The following is an 18975-nucleotide window of genomic DNA, read 5'->3' as shown; positions in this document are numbered from 1 at the left end:
CCCTGCACCTGCTCAATGCAACGGCAACAGCCGAAGCAACAGCAACAGCTGGCTATCCGTGGGATGGCGGGGTGGGTCCGGTTGTGGGGGGCGCTGCAAGTACGTCCATGTAAGCTCGGTCGCCGCATCCATGCGGCTCACGCCCCCGCAACCGGACCCACCCCGCCTTCGACAGTTTCCCGCTATCCGTCGGAACCTGCTGCTGATGGTGGGTGCCGACCGTTGGTCGGCACAGGGTCGGATCCCGTTGCTGCGCAACGGGCTCTGACCCCACTGTTTGATGAATAGGTATCTGTGGGATTGTTCATGTCGTGCTCGAACAATTCGCCCTGCACCACCGGTTCCTTTTCGCGGAAGCCACCCAGGCCGACACCGACCAGGCGGTAACGCGTCTCCGCCGGCAGATCCACCCTCGCACGAAGCGCCAGTGCGATGTCGCGCAGTTCTTCCATCGATTCCGGTGGGCGTTCCGGGGTGAAGCTGCGGGTGAGGATGCGGAACTGCGCGGTCTTCAGTTTCAGCACCACGGTGTGGCCGACGCGTTCGGTCTTGCGCGTGGCCTTCCAGGTCTTCTCCGCCAGCTGCACGATCGCTTCGCCCAGGTCTTCCAGCGGCAGGTCTTCGGCGAAGGTGTCCTCCGAGGAAATCGACTGCACCTGCTGGTCCGGTTCCACCGGCCGCTCGTCGATGCCACGTGCACGGTTGTACAGGCTGCGGCCGAAGCTGCCGAATGCTTCTTCCAGGTCGATCAACGCCCACTGCCGCAGATCGCCGCAGGTGACGATGCCGCGCGCGGCAAGTTTTCCTTCCATCACCTTGCCGACGCCGGGCACCCGGTTCACTGGCAACGGCTGCAGGAACGCGTCCACCCGCTGCGGCGGAATCACGAACTGACCATCGGGTTTACGCCAGTCCGAGGCGATCTTGGCCAGGAACTTGTTTGGCGCGATGCCGGCTGAAGCAGTCAGGTTCGTTTCCTCGCGGATCTGCGCACGGATGGTGCGGGCGATGTCGGTGGCCAGTTCGATGCCGCTCTTCGGCTCGGTCACGTCCAGATAGGCCTCGTCCAGCGACAACGGCTCGACCAAGTCGGTATGCCGCAGGAAGATCGCGCGTACCTGCTGTGACACCGCCTTGTAACGTGCGAAGTCCGGCGGCACGAAGATCGCATCCGGGCACAGGCGCTCGGCACGCACGGCCGGCATCGCCGAACGCACCCCGAACACGCGCGCCTCGTAGGACGCCGCGCACACCACCGAGCGAGCGCCGCGCCATGCCACAACCACCGGCTTGCCGCGCAGTGACGGATCGTCGCGCTGCTCCACCGACGCGTAGAACGCGTCCATGTCGACGTGGATGATCTTGCGCAGTCGGGTCATGTCAGGTGGAAAGGGCGGGGGCGTGCCGAACGGGCCACACGCCGAAGTATGGTCGTTGCACATCAACAGGATGCGCGTATTCCATTGAAAACACTACGGTTGCGTACGGTTGAAATGTTTGATCGGCGCAGTTTCCACGGGCATCCTCGAGCGCTTGTTTCCCTGTTTCCCCGCTTCCAGGATTGTGCTTCATGACCCGTCTCCACGCGTTCAACCGCGAACAGCTGCTGGCCAGCGCACGCGGTGAACTGTTCGGCACCGCCGCCGGCCGTTTGCCCAACGATCCGATGCTGATGTTCGACCGCATCACCGACATCCGCGAGGACGGCGGACCGCATGGCAAAGGCATGGTACGCGCCGAACTGGATATCCGCCCGGACCTGTGGTTCTTCGGCTGCCACTTCATCGGCGACCCGGTGATGCCCGGCTGCCTGGGCCTGGATGCCATGTGGCAGCTGACCGGCTTCTTCCTGACCTGGCTGGGCGCCCCCGGCAAGGGCCGCGCGCTGGGCTGTGGCGAAGTGAAGTTCACCGGCCAGGTGCTGCCGGAGGCCAAGCTGGTGCGCTACGAGATCGATATCAGCCGTGTCATCAACCGCAAGCTGGTGATGGCCCAGTCGGACGCGCGCATGTACGTGGATGACCGCGAAATCTACAGCGCGCGCGACCTGCGCGTCGGCCTGTTCACTGAAACCGGGAGCTTCTGATGCGTCGCGTCGTCATCACTGGCATGGGCATCACGTCCTGCCTCGGCAATGATCTGGATACCGTTTCGGCTGCGCTGCGCGAAGGGCGCTCGGGCATCACCGCCCTGGCCGACCACGCCGAAGCGGGCCTGCGCAGCCAGGTTGGCGGTCGTGTCGACCTCGATCTGGAGGCGCTGATCGACCGCAAGCAGAAGCGCTTCATGAGCGATGCGGCGGCCTTCGCCTACCTGTCCATGCGCGATGCCATCGCCGATGCCGGGCTCAGCCCCGAGCAGGTCAGCAACCTGCGCACCGGCCTGATCGCCGGTTCCGGCGGCGGCTCCAGCGAATGGCAGATCGGCGCGGTCGACCTGCTGCGCGAACGTGGTGTGCGCAAGGTCGGGCCGTACATGGTGCCGCGCACGATGTGCTCGACGGTCTCGGCCTGCCTGGCCACGGCCTACCAGATCAAGGGCGTCAGCTACTCGCTGTCGGCCGCCTGCGCGACCTCGGCACACTGCATCGGCGCCGCCGCGGACATGATCCGCCATGGCGCGCAGGACATCATGTTCGCCGGCGGCGGTGAAGACCTGCACTGGTCGATGAGCGTGATGTTCGATGCGATGGGCGCGCTGTCGACCAGCTTCAACGAGACCCCGGCCAGCGCTTCGCGTCCGTACGACAAGGACCGCGACGGCTTCGTCATCGCCGGCGGCGGCGGCATGCTGGTACTGGAGGACTACGACCACGCCGTCGCGCGCGGCGCGCACATCCATGCCGAGCTGATCGGCTATGGCGTGACCTCCGACGGCGCCGACATGGTCGCCCCGTCCGGCGAAGGCGCGGTGCGCTGCATGAAGATGGCGCTGCAGGGCGTCGATCGCCCGCTGGACTACCTCAACACCCACGGCACCTCCACGCCGCTGGGCGACGTCACCGAGCTCAATGCGATCCGCGAAGTGTTCGGCGATGCGGTGCCGCCGCTGTCCTCGACCAAGGCCCTGTCCGGCCATTCGCTGGGTGCGGCCAGCGTGCACGAGGCGATCTACTGCCTGCTGATGATGCGCGATGGCTTCGTCGCCGGTTCGGCCAACATCGGCGAACTGGACCCGAAGGTGGAGAGCTTCCCGATCCTGCGCGAAAGCCGCGAGCAGAAGCTGGATACGGTGATGTCCAACAGCTTCGGCTTCGGTGGCACCAACGCCGCGCTGGTGTTCGGGCGGGTGTGATGGGGAAGGCGTGCCGACCAACGGTCGGCACCCACCAAATAGATGTAGAGCCGAGCCATGCTCGGCTCAGTGCCAACCAAGGTTGGCACCCACAGGGGGCATTGGGGCGTGCCGACCCACGGTCGGCACCTACCGGTTACCTCGGCAACAACGGCACCAGCAATGCGTGCGCGTCCACCAGCGACCCTACGATGCGGTGGCCCAGTGCGCGCAGCTCTTCATCAGGATGCACCAGGTCCGGCACCTGGATCACGGTCATGCCGGCCGCCAGCGCCGCGCGCGTACCGGCCGGTGAGTCTTCCAGCGCCAAGCAACGCTCCGGCGCCTGGCCCAGCCGCTGCGCGGCCAGCAGGTAGATATCCGGTGCCGGCTTCGGCCGCGCCACGTCGCCGCTGGTGATCACCGCATCGAAGTACGGCAGCAGGCCAGCAGCGGCCAGCTTGCGGTTGGCCCGCGGCTGCCGCGTGGTGGTTGCCACCGCACGCGGGATCGCATGTGCCTTCAGCAGCTCCAGCAGCTCCAGGATGCCCGGCCGCAGCGGCAGACCGGTCTGTGTGCGTGCTTCGTACAGCTCATGGCAACGTGCCGCCACTGCGTCGATCACGCTGTCCTCGATCCCCTGCGCGCGCAGCAGTGCGTACGTGTCGCGGTCACCGAGGCCGACCATGCGCAGGAACACCGCCTCGTCCAGGCCCAGCCCGAACTCGTCGGCGGCCTCGCTCCAGCAGGCCAGCGAGACCCGCTCGCTGTCGATCATCAGGCCGTCCATGTCGAAGATGACGGCGTCGGGGAGGAACGGCAGCGCAGCGATGGTGGTCATGGAGCGAACAGCGTATCCAGGTCGGTGGAAGTGAGCTGCCGCCATTGCCCTTCGTCCAGCCCCTGCAGGTCCAGCCCGCCGACGCGGCTGCGGTGCAGGGCCTGCACGTGGTTGCCGGTGGCGGCGAACATGCGGCGTACCTGATGGTAGCGGCCTTCGTGCAGCACCAGGCGCGCGCGACGCGCATCCAGCACCTCCAATTCAGCCGGCAGCAGGGGCGTCTTCTCGGACTCCAGCATCAGCGTACCGCTGGCGAACAGCGCCACCTCGTCGCCGCGCAGGTCATCGCTCAACTCGACCTCATAGACTTTCGGCAGCTTCGACTTCGGCGAGATGATCCGGTGCAGCAGGCCACCGTCGTCGGTCAGCAGCAGCAGGCCACTGGTCTCGCGGTCGAGGCGGCCCACCGTGGACAGCACCGGATCGCGGTCGCGGAAGCGCGGCGGCAGCAGGTCGTAGATCAGGCGGCCGGTGTCCTTGGTCGAGCAGGTGTAGCCGGCCGGCTTGTGCAGCGCGATCGACAGGCCCACCGGCGGGTCCAGCGGCTCGCCGTCGACGCGGATCGCCTCGTGCGGCACCTGGTCGTCGGCATACAGCACCTCGCCGTCGGCGTCGGTGACGCGGCCTTCGCGGAACATCCACTGCACCTGCTTGCGGCTGCCATAGCCCAGGTTGGCGATGAGCTTGACCAGCTTCACTTGCCCTTCCCCTTCACCGCTTCCACCAGCTTGAAGCCATCACGCTCGGCGATCACGCGCACTGCGCCAAAGCTCTCGTTGAGCGTGTACTCGTACGGCAGGTGGCGGTTGGCCACCACGTACAGGCGTCCGCCCGGGCGCAGCGCCTGCGCGGCCACGGCGATGAAGCGCTGGCCGATGTCCGGGCGATCGGCGCGCGAGGGCGTGTGGAACGGCGGATTGCTGATGATGACGTCGTAGCCCGGCTCGATGCCGGCGGTGACGTCCTGCCACAGGAAGCGCAGCGGCAGCGGACGCGGCGGCGGTGCCAGGTTCAGCTCGGCCAGTGCCAACGCGCGCTGCTCCGCTTCGTACAGGTCCAGCGCGGTGATCTTCGGGCAGCGCTCCAGCAGCTCGCGCGACAGGTAGCCGTAGCCGGCACCGAGGTCGGCGGCGCGGCCGGCCAGGTCGGCCGGCAGGTGCTCGGCCAACAGCGCCGAGGCCGGATCGATGCGGTCCCAGGCGAACACGCCCGGGCGGCTGAGGAAACGGCCGCCGACGATCGGCCGCACCGCATCCAGTGCCGACCAGCGCTTGGCCAGGTCGGCGTCGTGCTGGCCCTGCATCGGGGCGGTCCAGTACACGCGGCAGTGGTTCTTGGTCAGGCTGCCGCCGAGGCCGGTCAGTTGCTTGAGGTCGCCCTCGCCCGAGCGCGCACCTTCGTTGTTGGACTGGCAGGCAACGATGCGGCCGCCGTCGGCGACCAGCGCCAGCGCGCGGGCGAACAGCGCGCGGGCCTCTTCACGCTGGCGCGGCGGCAGCACCAGCACCAGCGGGTAGCGGCCCTTGCCGGCCACATCATCCAGCTGGCCGCTGACGGTCCAGCCGGCGGCCTGCTGCAGCGGCTGCGCGAACGGGGCGAAGCTCTGCTCGCAGTGCACCTCGCGGCTGCCGGCCGCTTCACGCAGCGGCCAGCCGTCGCGGGCACGCAGGAAGGCCACCGGGCCCTCCGGCCAGCGCAGGGCGCCTTGGGAGAACGGCAGGAACAGGGTCTGAAGGGGGGCGTCGTCGCTGGAGGCCATCGGCGCGGGTACTTCAAGCGTGAGGGCCGTCCATTGTACCGGCTTGGCCGGGCCGGCCCCGGTATGCCGCTTTGCGAAACCCGAACGGGGCCTTGATCTGCCAGCAACATTGAAACGTTCAGGGTAGAGGCTCCCCCGGAAACCCAGGAGAACCTGCATGCGAGCCTTGTTCGTCGGTGGCGTGGTCGACAACAGTGAAATGGACCTGGAAGGCAGCCATCCGCCCGTGCATTACCCCGAGGACACCGGCGGCGGCCACTCGCGCTACCGGCTGCACCAGGTCGGTCATGGCGCCGACGGCAGCGTGGCCTATGCGGTGTACGGCGCGCCGGACCTGGCCGATGACGAGGTGGCCCGGGTGGCGGAAGAACGCGCCTATGCACGGCGGTTCGAGGCGACGCCGACGTTGTTCGAGCATTGACGCACCGGTAGCGCCCGAGCCCACGCTCGGGCGACGGCGCAGCCGAGCGTGGGCTCGGCTCTACATCCGATCAGGGCGCCCTGGGTGGCAGACGGTTGACGCTGGCGATCTCATCCAGCCACACATGGTGCTGCTGCACCGGCGTGTCGTAGTCATCCAGGCGCAGCTGGCCGTTGCTGCCTTCGTCGCCGGCGTCGTTGCGGTACTGCTGCACGGTCGGTTTCACCGCCACGGTGCCGAGCAGGCGGCGACCATCGTGCAGGGTCAATTGCACCTGCGTTTCGCCTTCCAGCTGCGGCAACAGGGCTTCCAGGCGCGCGATCTGCGCCGGATCGGTATGGATGCGGGGAGCTATACGGGACATCGGCGACCTCCTGCGTGCAGGGTCGCCGATCGGCCGTGAATGCTCAGTGCAGCGCGCTGTCCGCGCGTGGCACCTGCACCTTGCGTACCGCAGCCACCAGCTGTGCCACCGAGTACGGCTTGGCGACATGTTCCTGGAAGCCTGACGCCAGCGCTCGGCGCCGGTCGTCGGCACGTGCCAGCGCGGTCACGGCAACCGCCGGCAGGGTCATCGCATCCACGCCCATGTCCTCGCGCAGCGTGCGCACCAGGCCATAGCCATCCATGCCCGGCATGCCGATGTCGGTCAGCATCACGTGGTACTGCAGGTGCCCGGTATCGGCCAGCAGCGCCAGCGCTTCACCGGCCGAGCTGGCGGCCGACACGCTCGCGCCCTGCTCTTCCAGCATGCGCCGCAGGTACTCCAGCACTTCCGGCTGGTCTTCCACCGCCAGCACGTGCATGCCGCGCAGCGGGTACGGTTCGACGATCACTGGCTCCAGGATCGGCCCGCTGATCACTTCGCGCAGCGGGCGCCGCTCGGCATCGGGAATGTGCTGCGGCAGGCGCACGGTGAAGGTGGCGCCGTGGCCATGGCCTTCGCTGGCAGCGGTGACGGTACCGCCATGCAGCTCGACCAGTTGCTGCACGATCGCCAGGCCCAGGCCAAGGCCGCCATGACGGCGCGTGGTGGTGCCATCGGCCTGACGGAAGCGGCTGAACAGATGATTGAGGAATTCGGGCGCGATGCCGTCGCCGGTGTCACGCACGGTGATCACCCAGTGGTTGCCATCGGCCTGCAGCCGCAGCTCGATGCGGCCTTCGGCCGGGGTGAACTTGATCGCATTCGACAGCAGGTTCCACAACACCTGCTGCAGGCGGGTGGCATCGCCCAGCACAAGGCTGGGCTGCTCCGGCAGCAGCAAGCTCACGTCCAGCGCCTTGCCTTCGGCAACCAGCTCCTGCGCGCCGATGGCTTCGCCCAGCAGGTCGCGCAGGTCCAGTATCTCCACCTCCAGCTGCACCTTGCCCAGCAGCATGCTGCTGAGGTCGAGCATGTCCGAGATCAGCCGCTTCTGCGCGCCGGCGCTGTTGGCGATCACATTCAGGCCCTTGTACAGCGGGCTGGTGTTGTCCACGCGCTGCAGCAGCAGCTCGCTCCAACCGAGGATGGTGGTCAGCGGCGTGCGCAGCTCGTGCGACAGCGTGGCCAGGAATTCGTCCTTCAACCGCGCCATGTTCTCTGCGGCACTGCGCGCGGCACGCTCGGACTGCAGCAGCTCCTCGCGGGCCAGTTCGATCTCGCGGCGTTCGGTCACGTCCGGGCTGCTGCCGGCCAGGCCGATGAAGCGGCCCATCCGCGAGAAGCGCGGGCGTGCGTTCATCTCCAGCCAACGCCACTCGCCATCGGCGCGTCGGGCCCGCACCAGCGCATGCATCGACCGCTGCGCCTTCAGTGCTTCCTGCAGCTCGTACTCGAACACCGATGCATCGTCCGGATGCACCAGGCCACGCCAGACATCTTCCGGTACGCGGGTTTCGTCACCGCCGAAGAACTCACTGAAAGCGCTGTTGACGAAACGGGCATGGCCGCGCTCGTCCAGCACCCACACCGGCATCGGCAGGCCGTCGGCCAGTGCGCTGAAGCGGGCTTCGCTTTCGCCCAGCTCCACTTCCATCTGCTTGCGTGCGGTGATGTCGAAGAACAGGATGCCGACCTTGTCTTCGCCCGGACGGCCCACGCGCACCGCATCAACCGCGAACGAGCGGCCCAGCGCACGCGCTTCCATCTCAAACTGGGCGGGGCGGCCACTGCGCGCGACCTCGCCGTAGATGCGGAACCAGTCCTGCTCGTGGCCCGGTTCCAGCGCCGTCATGCGCTGGCCACGTGCGTCCTTCAGGCCGGTGTGGCGCTCGAACGCATCATTGACCTCGATGAAACGGTAGTCCACCGCGCGATCGCCCTCGAACAGCACCTGGATCACGCAGAAACCGGCGTTGATGCGCTCAAGCACGCCATGATGCAGGTCGGGTTCGGGCGCTGGCACCATCATCGGTGGGCGCTCCACGAGGGGCGGCAGTGTGGACAAGGGGCGTCTGTGCAGGCCGGATTGGAAGCACAGCATCTTCCAAAGCGCGTATTCACAGCGTCAAGCGCCGTCAGTCATGGTTGACGTCGATGAATTGGCGGCAACCACCCTTGCGCACGACGCAATCGGCCATTGCGGTGGCCCGGCCACAGGATCACACTCGATCTGTGATCAACATCGTCCCCAGCGCGGGGACGCAGGAGACCGTCATGAAACGCTCACTCGCGATTGCGCTGCTGGCAGGCGCCCTGGTGGCGGGCGGCGCCAACGCTGCACCGCGCACCGTGACCGATGCGGACGCGCCACGCGCGTTGCAGGCCGATGGCCCGGTCAGCGTGAAATGGGAGGATCCGGCCAAATTCACCGAGATCCGCCAGAGCACCAACCGCTTCGAGGCCGAACGCGGTGACTGGGTGCAGCAGCTGGCCCGCTACCTGCAGACCACCGCTGCCAAGCCGCTGCAGCCTGGGCAGACCCTCGATGTGACCCTGGTGGACATCAAGCGTGCCGGTGACTACGAGCCGTGGCACGGCCCGCGTGGCCGCGACATCCGGATCATGCGCGACATCTACCCGCCGCGGATCAGCCTGCAGTACACGTTGAAGGACGCCAGCGGCCGTATCGTCAGCGAGGGCGATGCGCGCCTCAGCGATACCGGCTACCTGCACAACCTGGGGCTGAAGAGCGACAGTGATCCGCTGCGCTACGAGAAGCGCCTGATCGACGACTGGGTGAAGCGCCAGCTGGCCAGCCAGGCCACCGCCGCGCGGTAATGCCGGGCGACGCGCCCCACCGGGCTGCCGCGGCAATGCCTGGCAACGCGACCCACCGGTAGGTGTCGACCTTGGTCGACACGCATTAGACGGCGCCGACCAAGGTCGGCCGCTACCGAAGCCGAGCGTGGGCTCGGCTCTACACGTATACCTTGGCCACGCGCTTGACCGCGCACGGCAGCTGGTACGCGCTCACGCCGCAACGCGGCGCCAGTTCGGACAGCGTCGGTGCGCTGCCCCACAGTTCCACCACGCTGCCGATGCCGGCCTGCGCATGTGCGGTCAGGTCCACCGTCAGCATGTCCATCGACACGCGCCCGATCAGCGCACCGGGCTGGCCGTCGATCAGCACCGGGGTGCCATTCGGGGCGAACTGCGGATAACCGTCGGCATAGCCGAGCGCGACCACACCCACGCGGGTGCGCGCCTTGGCCACGAAGCGTGCGCCATAGCCCACCGGCTCACCCGCCTCGATCCAGCGCTCGGCGATCACCTTCGACTGCATCGTCATCACCGGGCGCAGGCGCTCGGTCAGTGCCGTGTTGTCCGGCAGCGGATTGGCGCCGTACAGCATCAGGCCCGGGCGCACCCAGTCGCTGCGTACATCCGGCCAGCCCAGCAGCGCCGGCGAGTTGCACACGCTGGTCTCGCCACCCAGGCCGTCGATGGCCCGCGCGAAGGTCGCGGCCTGTTCGTGGGTGCGTTCGCTGTCCAGCTCATCGGCGCGCGCCAGGTGGGTCATCAGCACGATGCGCTCGACCTGCGGCAGCGCCGACAGGCGTGCATGCGCGGCACGGAAGCTGTCCACGTCCAGGCCGAGGCGATGCATGCCACTGTCCAGCTTCAGCCACACCGTCAACGGGCGCGGGCTGTCGAAGGCAGCAACGGCCTCCAGTTGCCACGGCGAACCGACAGCGAACCAGAAGTCATGCTCGGCCACCAGCGCCATGTCGCTGGGCTCGAAGATGCCTTCCAGCAGCAGGATTGGCGCACGGATGCCGGCCTGGCGCAGCTCCAGTGCCTCTTCGATGGTAGCCACGCCGAAGCCATCGGCCTCGTCTTCCAGCGCCTGCGCACAGCGCACCGCGCCATGCCCATAGGCATCGGCCTTGATGATCGCCAGGGCCTTGCCACCGCCCAGTTCACGGGCGAGCCGGTAGTTGCTGCGCAGGGCGCCCAGATCGATCAGCGCGCGGGCAGGACGCATGTGCGGTTCTCTTGTTGCGGCGCGTGACCGTACTGGCCGTAGCGGAAAATATCCAGGCCTTCGGTGCTGATCTGCGGCTGGCGCGCGCTCATCAGGTCGGCCAGGTAGCGACCCGAGCCGCAGGCCATGGTCCAGCCCAGCGTGCCGTGGCCGGTGTTGAGGTACAGGTTGCGGAACGGCGTGGCGCCGATCACCGGCGTACCGTCCGGCGTGGCCGGGCGCAGGCCGGTCCAGAACTGCGCACGCGACAGGTCGCCGCCCTTCGGGTAGAGATCGCTGACCACCAGCTCCAGGGTTTCGCGGCGGCGCTGCGACAGCGACAGGTCGAAGCCGGCCACTTCGGCCATGCCACCGACGCGGATACGGTCGTCGAAGCGGGTCACCGCCACCTTGTAGCTCTCGTCGAGAATGGTCGAGGTCGGCGCCATCGCCGGGTCGGTGATCGGCAGGGTCAGTGAGTAGCCCTTCAGCGGGTACACCGGCAGGCGCATGCCCAGCGATGCGACCAGCGCCGGCGAATAGCTGCCGAGCGCGACCACGAAGCGGTCGGCGGTTTCCAGCTTGCCGTCGATGCGCACGCCGGTGATGCGGTCGCCATCGAACTCCAGGCCGGTGATGTCCTGGTCGAAGCGGAACTCGACACCGGCATCCACGCACATCTGCGCCAGGCGGCGGGTGAACAGCTGGCAGTCGCCGGTCTGGTCACGCGGCAGGCGCAGCGCGCCGACCAGGCCATCGACGTGGGCCAGGGCCGGTTCGGCCTGGATGATGCCGGCGCGGTCCAGCACCTCGTACGGCACGCCGTACTGGGCCAGGATCTCGATGTCCTGCGCCGAGGCATCCAGCTGCTGCTGGGTACGGAACAGCTGGGTGGTGCCCAGGTCGCGGCCTTCGAATTCGATGCCGATCTGCGCACGCAGCTCGTTCAGGCAGTCGCGGCTGTACTCGGACATGCGCACCATGCGCGCCTTGTTGATCGCGTAGCGCTCATGGGTGCAGTTGCGCAGCATCTGCCACAGCCAACGGTACTGGGCCAGGTCCATGCCCGGCTTGATCGCCAGCGGCGCGTGCTTCTCGAACAGCCAGCCGATGGCCTTCTTCGGCACGCCCGGGGCCGCCCACGGCGAGGTGTAGCCGAACGACAGCTGGCCGGCATTGGCGAAGCTGGTTTCCAGCGCCGGGCCGGGCTGACGGTCGATGACCGTGACTTCAAACCCGGCCTGTCGCAGGTACCAGGCACTGGTGGTGCCGATCACGCCGCTGCCGAGAACTAGGACTCGCATGGGACTTCTCCAACCCGATCATTCCCTGCACTGGAGCGTGCCGGGACCATAATTGGGGAAGTATAGACAGCCATTCCCAGTTGATTTGCCTGTTTTGAAATCAACCGGCAGGATGTTCTCCTGCAATTCATTCCCCAAGGTTGACGGCCATGGCCACCCGTACCCGCGAACTGGACAAGATCGACCGCAAGATCCTGCGCATCCTGCAGGCCGAGGGCCGTATCTCCTTCACCGAACTGGGCGAGCGGGTCGGCCTGTCGACCACCCCGTGCACCGAGCGCGTACGCCGGCTCGAGCGCGAAGGGGTGATCACGGGCTACCACGCCCACCTCGACCCGGCCGCGGTGAAGGCCAGCCTGCTGGTGTTCGTGGAGATCAGCCTGGCCTACAAGTCCGGCGACATCTTCGAGGAGTTCCGGCGCGCGGCGCTGAAGCTGCCCAACGTGCTGGAGTGCCACCTGGTATCGGGCGACTTCGATTACCTGCTGAAGGCGCGGATCAGCGAAATGGCCTCCTACCGCAAGCTGCTCGGCAGCACGTTGCTGACACTGCCGCATGTACGTGAGTCGAAGAGCTACATCGTGATGGAAGAAGTGAAGGAAACGCTGAGCCTGCCGATTCCGGATTGAGGCGCTCGCAGGATGGGGTCAGAGCCCGCTGTGCGGGGTCCGACCCCGGAGTCCCTCAGCGCTGCTGCGGATGCTTCTGCGAGCGCTGTTCCTGCTGCTTGCCGCCCTTGTGCGGCTGCTGTGGGTCCATCTGTTGCTGCTGTTGCTGCTGTTGCTGCTGCGGGTTACGACCCTGCGGTTCCTTGCCGGGATGACGGTTCTGCTGGTTTTTCATGATCGCGATCCAGTGGACAAAGGACATGCGGCGGCGGAATGCCGGCGCAGGGCCACGGTGGTCCCGGAACGGTTAATCGCAGGCGAAAAAGCGGTGATCGCCAAAAGTCTGTTTTCGTGCGTTCAGCCCGCACGACGCGCAGTAGCTGCCAACCTTGGCTTGGCACCCGAGGTCAGCGCTTGATCTGCTGGCCATCACCGGCCGGCACGCTGTCGTAATAACGGCCGGTGCGCGAGTCGAACACGCGGTTCGGGCCGGCCGGGCGCACGCCAGGCACGATGCGTCCATTGCGGTCATAGACCTTGTCGGCCGGCTTCGGTACCGGCGCCGGCGCGACCTGGGCGGGGCCGGTGGACTTGATCGGCTGCGCCGGCTGCGGCGAGGGCAGTACCTGCGGCTGCGGGCGGGCAGCCTGTGGCGGAGGTGCCACCGGTTGCGGTGCCACGGTGGTGGCACTGCGGGTGGCGGTCGGGCTCGACGATGTAGGTACCTGGGCCTGCGCTACCAGGGGCAGCAGGCCCATCAACAGCAGGGGAAGGCTCGGTTTCATGTCACGCTCCGGCGTGTATCGCATTCACCTTGCGCCTGCACCTGTGTGCCGCCCATGAACGGCCATCACACTTGCAAGCGCGCGCCGGCACCCCCACGTTTTCCGCCATCCCCAGGCCATCGACCCCACGGAGCGCCGCCATGACCGCCTTCGACCTGACGCCCCCCACCGCCACCCAGACCGAGGCGCTGGTTGCCGGCCTCAGTGGCGAAGAACGCCGCGTGCTGCTGCAGCACGGCACCGAGGCGCCGTTCTGCGGTGTGTTCCTCGACAACAAGCGCGAGGGCGTCTACTGCTGTCGTCTGTGCGCACTGCCGCTGTTCCGCTCCAGCACCAAGTTCGATTCCGGCACCGGCTGGCCCAGCTTCTTTGCCCCGTTCGACCCGGCGCACGTGCGCGAGATCCGCGATACCAGTCACGGCATGGTGCGCACCGAGATCACCTGCGCGCGCTGCGGCAGCCACTTGGGCCACGTGTTCCCGGACGGTCCGCCGCCCACCTACGAGCGCCACTGCCTGAACTCCGTCTCACTTTCGTTCACCGGCAATGGCGAGCCCTGGCCCGACCCGTTGCAGCGTGGCGGCGCGGAAAGTGGCGTGGCGGGCTGAAACACCCCGCTGACCGATTTCACAGAATTCCCTCTTCAGAAAACCGGGCGATGGGCCGACAAGGAGATATCCCCTCTCCTTGCGTCGCCCCATGCTCATCATCGTTGGATTCCTGGTCGTCATCATCAGCGTGATCGGGGGCTATCTCGGTGCCCACGGCCGCCTGGGTGCCCTCTGGCAGCCCTACGAGCTGGTCATCATCGGCGGCGCCGCACTCGGTGCCTTCCTGGTCGGTACCCCGGCCAAGACGGTCAAGCAGACCCTGCAGGCCATGGCCGGCGTGTTCAAGGGCCCGCGCTACAAGCAGCAGGACTACATCGACGTCCTCAGCCTGCTCTATGAACTGCTCAACAAAGCCCGCCGCGAAGGCTTCATGGCGCTGGAAGACCATGTCGAGCGGCCGGCCGAGAGCGCGCTGTTCGGCAACTACCCCAAGGTGCAGGCCGACCACCACCTGATCGACTTCATCACCGACTGCCTGCGCCTGATGATCGGCAGCAACATCGAGCCGCACGAGCTGGAACCGCTGCTGGAACTGGAGCTGGAAAAGCACCACGCCGAAGCCATGGCGCCGTCGCAGGTGCTGACCAAGGTCGCCGACGGATTGCCCGGTTTCGGCATCGTGGCGGCGGTGCTGGGCATCGTCATCACCATGGGCTCGATCGGTGGCGACATCGTCGAGGTCGGTGGCCACGTCGCCGGTGCGCTGGTCGGCACCTTCCTCGGCATCCTGCTGGGCTACGGTTTCGTGGGCCCGATGGCAGCCGCGATGGAGGCCCGCGCCGAGCAGGACAGCCGCATCTACGAATCGGTCAAGACCGCCCTGCTGGCCTGCCTGCGCGGCTACAACCCGAAGATCGCGCTGGAATTCGCCCGCAAGACGCTGCCGTCGAACGTGCGCCCCGCCTTCTCCGATTTCGAGCAGCACCTGAAGACGGTCAAGTAAGCCATGGCCGAGACCAAGCCCACTGTCATCGTCCGCCGGGTCAAGAAGGCCGGCCACGCCGCCCATCATGGCGGTTCGTGGAAGGTGGCCTATGCCGACTTCGTGACCGCGATGATGGCGTTCTTCCTGGTGTTGTGGCTGATGGCCACCACCAACAAGAACGACCGTGCAGCCATATCCGAGTATTTCCGCAACCCCAGCCCGCTGAGCGGGCAGAACGCCACGCCGGCCCCCGGCATGGCCGGCCCGGGCGGCGCCAGCACCTCGATGATCAAGCTGGGCGGTGCCACCGACATCTCCCGGGGCAGCAGCAACGATCCCTTCCAGAACCAGAAGGAAGCGGTGCCACAGCCGGTGGACCAGCAGCAGCGCGACAAGCAGCAGCTGGAAGCACTGATGAAGGAACTGCAGGAAGCAATCAGCAAGAGCCAGGCACTGGAGCCGTTCAAGGACCAGCTGCTGCTGGACCTGACCCCGGAAGGCCTGCGCATCCAGATCGTGGACAAGCAGAACCGGCCGATGTTCGATCTCGGCAGCGCCACGCTGAAGCCCTATACGCAGCAGATCCTGCACGAGCTGGCGAACTACCTGAACCACGTGCCGAACCGGATCAGCCTGACCGGCCACACCGACATCACCGCCTATTCCGCCGCACGCGGCTACGGCAACTGGGAACTGAGCGCAGACCGTGCCAATGCCGCACGCCGCGCGCTGATCGATGGTGGCCTGGACGACAGCAAGATCACCCGCGTGGTCGGCCTGTCCTCCTCGGTACTGTTCGACAAGGCCGACCCGCAGAACCCGATCAACCGCCGCATCAGCATCGTGGTGATGACCCAGGCTGCCGAAGCGGCCGCCCTGGCCGGTGCCGGCCCGCAGGTGGGGCTGTCGGCGCCGACCGCCGACCCGGATGTGCAGGCCGCGCAGGGGCCGGCAAAGTAAACGGTAGGTGCGGACCTTGGTCCGCACCCACCAAGGGCATCACCCGGCGCACCCGCTACAATGGCGGTCTTTCCGTTTCCAGGTGACCCCACCCCATGTCCCAGAACTCCAAGGCCAAGCGCGACAAGCGCAAGAAGCAGCAGGCCAAGCGTCCGTTCCTGCGCCTGAACGCCCAGCAGCAGGTGCAGAACCATGCCGTGCTGACCAACGAAGACGGCCAGGTGGTCGCGGCCATCGGCCTGCAGGGCCGTGAATGGCTGCTGGCCATCGGCGGCCAGACCATGGGCAACGCCGAAAACCCGGTGCCGATGCTGGCCATGCTCAAGCACCTGTCCAACGTGCAGGAAAAGGAAGGCCGCAAGGTCAACCTGGAGTACTCCGAGCTGCTGCAGAAGCTGCTGGACACCCTGGCAGCCGAATCCGAGCAGACCGCAGACGAGTACCTGGACAAGCTGGTCGCCGAGTTCGAGACCGTGGAAGCCGAAGAAGGCGAAGAAGCCGCCGAGGCCGCCGAAGGCGAAGTGGTTGAAGCTGCTGCCGAGGCCACCCCGGCCGCTGACAGCGACAGCAAGCCGCAGGCCTGAACCGGCCGCGGCGGTGACGGTCTACGTCGATGACGCGGTGCATCCCTGGCGCGGACAGCGCTGGGCGCACCTGATGGCCGACACCCTGGCCGAGCTGCACGCGATGGCGGCGCAGCTCGGCATTCCCCCGCGGGCCTTCCAGAACAAGGCCAGCGGTGCCCACTACGATGTCACTTCCGAGCTGCGCGCGCAGGCCATCGCGCTCGGTGCGCGGGCAATTTCCCGGCACGCCGACCGTGACCTGGTCAAAGCGGTGATTGCCAACGCCAGGGCGCAGTACCGGCCGTAGGCGCGCTGCCGTTTGCCTCCTGTAGAGCCGAGCCCATGCTCGGCTGCTCTACGCGGACTGCAGCCGAGCGCGGGCTCGGCTCTACATGCGCAGCGCTGCCGGCCCGTTCAGAACGGGTCGCTGCCCAGGCGGATTTCCACGTTCAGCAGCGAGCACAGCGCCAGCATCGCGTCGTCGTCGCGGGTCAGCGCCATCACACCGGTGAAGCCGTCGCTGCCGGCATCCACGCTCCACAGCGTGTAGTTGTGCTCGCGCAGGCGGTCGAAGGCGGTGGACATCAGCTGCACGCCGTCCAGGTCTTCGGCGAAATCCTCGTCGTCCAGGTCGCCACCCCAGTCCAGCTGCAGGTTGAAGCGCGCAGACAGCTCGTTCACCGCCGACTGCAGCGAATCCAGATCATCACGTTCCACCTCGAAACCGGACTGCCAGGCGATGGCCGTGAACAGGGCCGGCAGCCAGTCACTGTCTGCCTCCAGCGGCTGCCCGTCCTCGGCCAGGTGCTCGCGCCAGCGGTTGAACTGCTGCAGGGCCAGCTCTTCGTCGCCCGGGTTGATCAGCACCAGCAGGTTCCAGACCCGGGCCTCGAAGCCGTCTTCGTCGAAGTCGTGGATGTCTTCCTCGAAGTCGAAATAGTCGCTGTTGTCGGGCATGGCGGAACTTCCTCTGGGGCAGGCCGGCATTCTACGGTTTATCCTGTGCCGCTGAAGCCGGCCTTGGTGGCCGTCACTGTGAATGAAGCGATGAGCGATACCCCTCCCGACCACCTGGCGATCAACCCGGCCAGCCCCTTCCACGATGCGCAGGCGCTGGAGCGCGGCGTCGGCGTGCGTTTCAACGACGTCGAGCGCGACAACGTCGAGGAATACTCGGTCAGCGAAGGCTGGATCCGCGTGCAGGCCGGCAAGGCCCGCGACCGCCGCGGCAACCCGATGACCATCAAGGTCAAGGGCAAGGTCGAGGCGTATTTCCTGGACACGAAGCCGGAGTAACCGGCTTTTGTAGAGTCGAGATCCTATGTTCGTGGTCAAGCCTGCTGGAAGCAGGCTTGACCGACCTTCAGCATGGCCGGATCGAAGTCTCGGCCGCTTTTGAACACGCCCCAGGCGATCCTGGCCAGCTTCCTTGCCAGAATGTTGAAGACGGCGGTGCTGGGGTGACCGCGTTTTGACAGCTCGTCGTAGAGCGGTTGCCCCCGGCGACACCGCTTGAGCCCCATTGCAGCCATGTAGAGCATCTGGCGCAGCATCGGTGCGCCCTGTTTGGACAGCCGACGTCGTCCAGTTCTGCCGCCAGACTCGTTGGGCCGGGGATCCAGGCCGGTGCAGGCAATCCATGCGTTGGCGTTGGCCAACGGCCAGCGCGTCATGTAGTAAATCAGGTGGGACGCGACGGCAGGGCCGATACCCGGGATGGTCAGCAGGCGCTTGTAGAGCGCGCCATGCTCTCCATCGCGGCCCAAGCGCTGCAGTTCGCTTTCCAGCTCGGACAGCGTCCCAGCCAGAGCGCAGAACAGATCAGACAGCTCCCCAGGGTCACTTTTGCTTACCCCGAAGGATTGCTCCAAGCGCGCGCGCGTCTCCACCAGCGCTCGCCGCTTGCGCAGCAAATCGTGCATCTGCTGCTGCTCGTCAGTACGCGGTACGTATTCACGCAGGCGGTCGCTCTCCTTCTTCACATAGCGGGCGATCGCTTGGGCATCCATGGCATCTGTCTTGCCGCGCGAGCCCGTCGCCCGAGCGTAGTTCTTGATCAGCCGTGGATCGATTACATAGACAACGTGGCCCGCCTGGCCAGCCATCCGAGCCAACAACTCGTAGTACCGTCCCGTCGCTTCCATGCCAATCCGGCATCGCTGGGGCAAGGTTTTGAGCCACTTGGCTATCCCGGCCCGGGTGTTGGCGACCCTGTCACCGGCCTTGCGGTCGGCCACCGCCGGCACGAACTCCTTGGAGTCCACGTCCACGCCAATATCGAGAGAATCAGACATTTGTACGGCTCCCAGCTATCTTTAAAGGGCTGGGGTGGTACCGCACCGACGTTAGCTTGCCTACATCGACGATCCCCTTTGGGGGCCGTACGATCCTTTATCGACGTTCGTGTGCGGGATGGGGATCGCTCGACTCGTCTGTCGGCTGGTATCCGCAGATGCATGCTTGACGGTCCCTCCACCCTGGCTCCTACATACAGCGTAGGAGCCGGGAGGAACATACAAGCCATGCTCGAC

At 66.8% G+C, this 18975-nt stretch carries 22 protein-coding genes and 1 pseudogene; 11 read left to right on the top strand and 12 right to left on the bottom strand.

Annotation, left to right across the window (positions count from 1 at the left end; genetic code table 11):
* Positions 1-302 precede the first annotated feature (302 nt).
* A pseudogene (gene dinB, locus AC13FN_RS08335) lies at positions 303-1379 on the bottom strand (DNA polymerase IV); the annotation flags it as partial.
* A 191-nt stretch (positions 1380-1570) separates the two neighbouring features.
* On the opposite strand from dinB, the gene fabA reads away from it, so the two are divergent.
* Together fabA and fabB are read left to right on the top strand one after the other, a co-directional pair.
* Positions 1571-2086, top strand: a complete 516-nt coding sequence (gene fabA, locus AC13FN_RS08330; RefSeq protein ID WP_005407930.1) for a 3-hydroxyacyl-[acyl-carrier-protein] dehydratase FabA — start codon at positions 1571-1573, stop codon at positions 2084-2086.
* Positions 2086-3294, top strand: coding sequence for a beta-ketoacyl-ACP synthase I (gene fabB / locus AC13FN_RS08325; RefSeq protein WP_014645811.1), 1209 nt, complete (start codon positions 2086-2088; stop codon positions 3292-3294). Before fabA ends, fabB begins: the two co-directional genes overlap by 1 nt.
* A gap of 136 nt (positions 3295-3430) precedes the next feature.
* On the opposite strand, the gene AC13FN_RS08320 is transcribed toward fabB, so the two are convergent.
* Genes AC13FN_RS08320 through AC13FN_RS08310 form a run of 3 tightly spaced genes read right to left on the bottom strand, consistent with a single transcriptional unit; the run spans position 3431 to position 5873 of the window.
* Positions 3431-4114, bottom strand: coding sequence for an HAD family hydrolase (locus AC13FN_RS08320; protein WP_049435161.1), 684 nt, complete (start codon positions 4112-4114; stop codon positions 3431-3433).
* Complete coding sequence (locus AC13FN_RS08315; protein WP_005407927.1) at positions 4111-4812, bottom strand: pseudouridine synthase; 702 nt, start codon at positions 4810-4812, stop codon at positions 4111-4113. Before AC13FN_RS08315 ends, AC13FN_RS08320 begins: the two co-directional genes overlap by 4 nt.
* Entirely contained in the window at positions 4809-5873 is a 1065-nt protein-coding gene (locus tag AC13FN_RS08310) for a class I SAM-dependent methyltransferase (RefSeq protein WP_010484114.1), read from the bottom strand. The genes AC13FN_RS08315 and AC13FN_RS08310 overlap by 4 nt, the downstream gene beginning before the upstream one ends.
* A gap of 157 nt (positions 5874-6030) precedes the next feature.
* Here AC13FN_RS08310 and AC13FN_RS08305 point away from each other — a divergent pair, with 157 nt between their 5' ends.
* Positions 6031-6294: a hypothetical protein gene (locus tag AC13FN_RS08305; protein WP_005407925.1), complete on the top strand. Its 264-nt coding sequence runs from the start codon at positions 6031-6033 to the stop codon at positions 6292-6294.
* Positions 6295-6364: 70 nt separating this feature from the next.
* On the opposite strand, the gene AC13FN_RS08300 is transcribed toward AC13FN_RS08305, so the two are convergent.
* Together AC13FN_RS08300 and AC13FN_RS08295 are read right to left on the bottom strand one after the other, a co-directional pair.
* On the bottom strand, positions 6365-6658 hold the full coding sequence (locus AC13FN_RS08300) for a DUF3247 family protein (RefSeq protein WP_010484115.1): 294 nt from the start codon (positions 6656-6658) through the stop codon (positions 6365-6367).
* A 43-nt stretch (positions 6659-6701) separates the two neighbouring features.
* Positions 6702-8690, bottom strand: coding sequence for a hybrid sensor histidine kinase/response regulator (locus AC13FN_RS08295; protein ID WP_126559672.1), 1989 nt, complete (start codon positions 8688-8690; stop codon positions 6702-6704).
* 245 nt (positions 8691-8935) lie between these two features.
* Here AC13FN_RS08295 and AC13FN_RS08290 point away from each other — a divergent pair, with 245 nt between their 5' ends.
* Positions 8936-9499, top strand: a complete 564-nt coding sequence (locus tag AC13FN_RS08290; protein ID WP_010484117.1) for a DUF3016 domain-containing protein — start codon at positions 8936-8938, stop codon at positions 9497-9499.
* Positions 9500-9638: 139 nt separating this feature from the next.
* Here AC13FN_RS08290 and alr read toward each other — a convergent pair whose 3' ends face one another.
* Both alr and AC13FN_RS08280 read right to left on the bottom strand, forming a co-directional pair.
* Positions 9639-10706, bottom strand: a complete 1068-nt coding sequence (gene alr / locus AC13FN_RS08285) for an alanine racemase (protein ID WP_019337993.1) — start codon at positions 10704-10706, stop codon at positions 9639-9641.
* Positions 10685-11989 carry a D-amino acid dehydrogenase gene (locus AC13FN_RS08280; protein ID WP_032128742.1) on the bottom strand — a complete coding sequence of 435 codons (1305 nt, stop codon included), beginning with the start codon at positions 11987-11989 and terminating at the stop codon, positions 10685-10687. The genes alr and AC13FN_RS08280 overlap by 22 nt, the downstream gene beginning before the upstream one ends.
* A 149-nt stretch (positions 11990-12138) precedes the next feature.
* Here AC13FN_RS08280 and AC13FN_RS08275 point away from each other — a divergent pair, with 149 nt between their 5' ends.
* Positions 12139-12618: a winged helix-turn-helix transcriptional regulator gene (locus AC13FN_RS08275; protein WP_005407919.1), complete on the top strand. Its 480-nt coding sequence runs from the start codon at positions 12139-12141 to the stop codon at positions 12616-12618.
* Positions 12619-12673: 55 nt separating this feature from the next.
* On the opposite strand, the gene AC13FN_RS08270 is transcribed toward AC13FN_RS08275, so the two are convergent.
* Complete coding sequence (locus AC13FN_RS08270) at positions 12674-12859, bottom strand: hypothetical protein (RefSeq protein WP_049424811.1); 186 nt, start codon at positions 12857-12859, stop codon at positions 12674-12676.
* A gap of 145 nt (positions 12860-13004) precedes the next feature.
* Positions 13005-13382, bottom strand: coding sequence for a hypothetical protein (locus tag AC13FN_RS08265; RefSeq protein ID WP_049435167.1), 378 nt, complete (start codon positions 13380-13382; stop codon positions 13005-13007).
* Positions 13383-13522: 140 nt separating this feature from the next.
* On the opposite strand from AC13FN_RS08265, the gene msrB reads away from it, so the two are divergent.
* The 5 genes from msrB (at position 13523) to AC13FN_RS08240 (ending at position 16751) form a co-directional block, all read left to right on the top strand.
* Positions 13523-13990, top strand: a complete 468-nt coding sequence (msrB, locus tag AC13FN_RS08260) for a peptide-methionine (R)-S-oxide reductase MsrB (protein ID WP_010484122.1) — start codon at positions 13523-13525, stop codon at positions 13988-13990.
* 91 nt (positions 13991-14081) lie between these two features.
* A complete protein-coding gene (gene motA, locus AC13FN_RS08255; RefSeq protein ID WP_053442467.1) occupies positions 14082-14936 on the top strand; it encodes a flagellar motor stator protein MotA in 855 nt (284 codons plus the stop codon).
* 3 nt (positions 14937-14939) lie between these two features.
* A complete protein-coding gene (gene motB / locus AC13FN_RS08250; protein WP_049435168.1) occupies positions 14940-15878 on the top strand; it encodes a flagellar motor protein MotB in 939 nt (312 codons plus the stop codon).
* 95 nt (positions 15879-15973) lie between these two features.
* Entirely contained in the window at positions 15974-16462 is a 489-nt protein-coding gene (locus AC13FN_RS08245; RefSeq protein ID WP_010484124.1) for a hypothetical protein, read from the top strand.
* A gap of 13 nt (positions 16463-16475) precedes the next feature.
* Positions 16476-16751: a DUF4031 domain-containing protein gene (locus AC13FN_RS08240; protein ID WP_010484125.1), complete on the top strand. Its 276-nt coding sequence runs from the start codon at positions 16476-16478 to the stop codon at positions 16749-16751.
* A 107-nt stretch (positions 16752-16858) separates the two neighbouring features.
* Here the strand turns inward: AC13FN_RS08240 and AC13FN_RS08235 are convergent, their stop codons facing one another.
* The gene (locus AC13FN_RS08235; protein WP_010484126.1) at positions 16859-17401 is read right to left on the bottom strand and encodes a DUF6630 family protein; all 543 of its coding nucleotides are present in this window, start codon (positions 17399-17401) and stop codon (positions 16859-16861) included.
* 90 nt (positions 17402-17491) lie between these two features.
* Between AC13FN_RS08235 and AC13FN_RS08230 the strand changes: the two genes are divergently transcribed.
* The gene (locus tag AC13FN_RS08230) at positions 17492-17740 is read left to right on the top strand and encodes a DUF3297 family protein (protein ID WP_010484127.1); all 249 of its coding nucleotides are present in this window, start codon (positions 17492-17494) and stop codon (positions 17738-17740) included.
* A gap of 35 nt (positions 17741-17775) precedes the next feature.
* On the opposite strand, the gene AC13FN_RS08225 is transcribed toward AC13FN_RS08230, so the two are convergent.
* Complete coding sequence (locus AC13FN_RS08225) at positions 17776-18714, bottom strand: IS110 family transposase (protein ID WP_482995098.1); 939 nt, start codon at positions 18712-18714, stop codon at positions 17776-17778.
* Positions 18715-18975: the final 261 nt, after the last annotated feature.

This window comes from Stenotrophomonas sp. 115C5, assembly GCF_056861055.1.
This window is presented reverse-complemented; position numbering and strand designations above follow the sequence as displayed.

Excerpts from the sequence above, each read along its gene's own strand:
- AC13FN_RS08320 (WP_049435161.1), bottom strand. The coding sequence starts at position 4,114 with ATGACCACCATCGCTGCGCTGCCGTTCCTCCCCGACGCCGTCATCTTC.
- motA (WP_053442467.1), top strand. The coding sequence starts at position 14,082 with ATGCTCATCATCGTTGGATTCCTGGTCGTCATCATCAGCGTGATCGGG.
- AC13FN_RS08270 (WP_049424811.1), bottom strand. The coding sequence starts at position 12,859 with ATGTCCTTTGTCCACTGGATCGCGATCATGAAAAACCAGCAGAACCGT.
- AC13FN_RS08230 (WP_010484127.1), top strand. The coding sequence starts at position 17,492 with ATGAGCGATACCCCTCCCGACCACCTGGCGATCAACCCGGCCAGCCCC.
- AC13FN_RS08300 (WP_010484115.1), bottom strand. The coding sequence starts at position 6,658 with ATGTCCCGTATAGCTCCCCGCATCCATACCGATCCGGCGCAGATCGCG.
- AC13FN_RS08245 (WP_010484124.1), top strand. The coding sequence starts at position 15,974 with ATGTCCCAGAACTCCAAGGCCAAGCGCGACAAGCGCAAGAAGCAGCAG.
- fabA (WP_005407930.1), top strand. The coding sequence starts at position 1,571 with ATGACCCGTCTCCACGCGTTCAACCGCGAACAGCTGCTGGCCAGCGCA.
- AC13FN_RS08235 (WP_010484126.1), bottom strand. The coding sequence starts at position 17,401 with ATGCCCGACAACAGCGACTATTTCGACTTCGAGGAAGACATCCACGAC.
- AC13FN_RS08280 (WP_032128742.1), bottom strand. The coding sequence starts at position 11,989 with ATGCGAGTCCTAGTTCTCGGCAGCGGCGTGATCGGCACCACCAGTGCC.
- AC13FN_RS08295 (WP_126559672.1), bottom strand. The coding sequence starts at position 8,690 with ATGATGGTGCCAGCGCCCGAACCCGACCTGCATCATGGCGTGCTTGAG.
- alr (WP_019337993.1), bottom strand. The coding sequence starts at position 10,706 with ATGCGTCCTGCCCGCGCGCTGATCGATCTGGGCGCCCTGCGCAGCAAC.
- AC13FN_RS08305 (WP_005407925.1), top strand. The coding sequence starts at position 6,031 with ATGCGAGCCTTGTTCGTCGGTGGCGTGGTCGACAACAGTGAAATGGAC.
- msrB (WP_010484122.1), top strand. The coding sequence starts at position 13,523 with ATGACCGCCTTCGACCTGACGCCCCCCACCGCCACCCAGACCGAGGCG.
- AC13FN_RS08290 (WP_010484117.1), top strand. The coding sequence starts at position 8,936 with ATGAAACGCTCACTCGCGATTGCGCTGCTGGCAGGCGCCCTGGTGGCG.
- motB (WP_049435168.1), top strand. The coding sequence starts at position 14,940 with ATGGCCGAGACCAAGCCCACTGTCATCGTCCGCCGGGTCAAGAAGGCC.
- AC13FN_RS08310 (WP_010484114.1), bottom strand. The coding sequence starts at position 5,873 with ATGGCCTCCAGCGACGACGCCCCCCTTCAGACCCTGTTCCTGCCGTTC.
- AC13FN_RS08265 (WP_049435167.1), bottom strand. The coding sequence starts at position 13,382 with ATGAAACCGAGCCTTCCCCTGCTGTTGATGGGCCTGCTGCCCCTGGTA.
- fabB (WP_014645811.1), top strand. The coding sequence starts at position 2,086 with ATGCGTCGCGTCGTCATCACTGGCATGGGCATCACGTCCTGCCTCGGC.
- AC13FN_RS08275 (WP_005407919.1), top strand. The coding sequence starts at position 12,139 with ATGGCCACCCGTACCCGCGAACTGGACAAGATCGACCGCAAGATCCTG.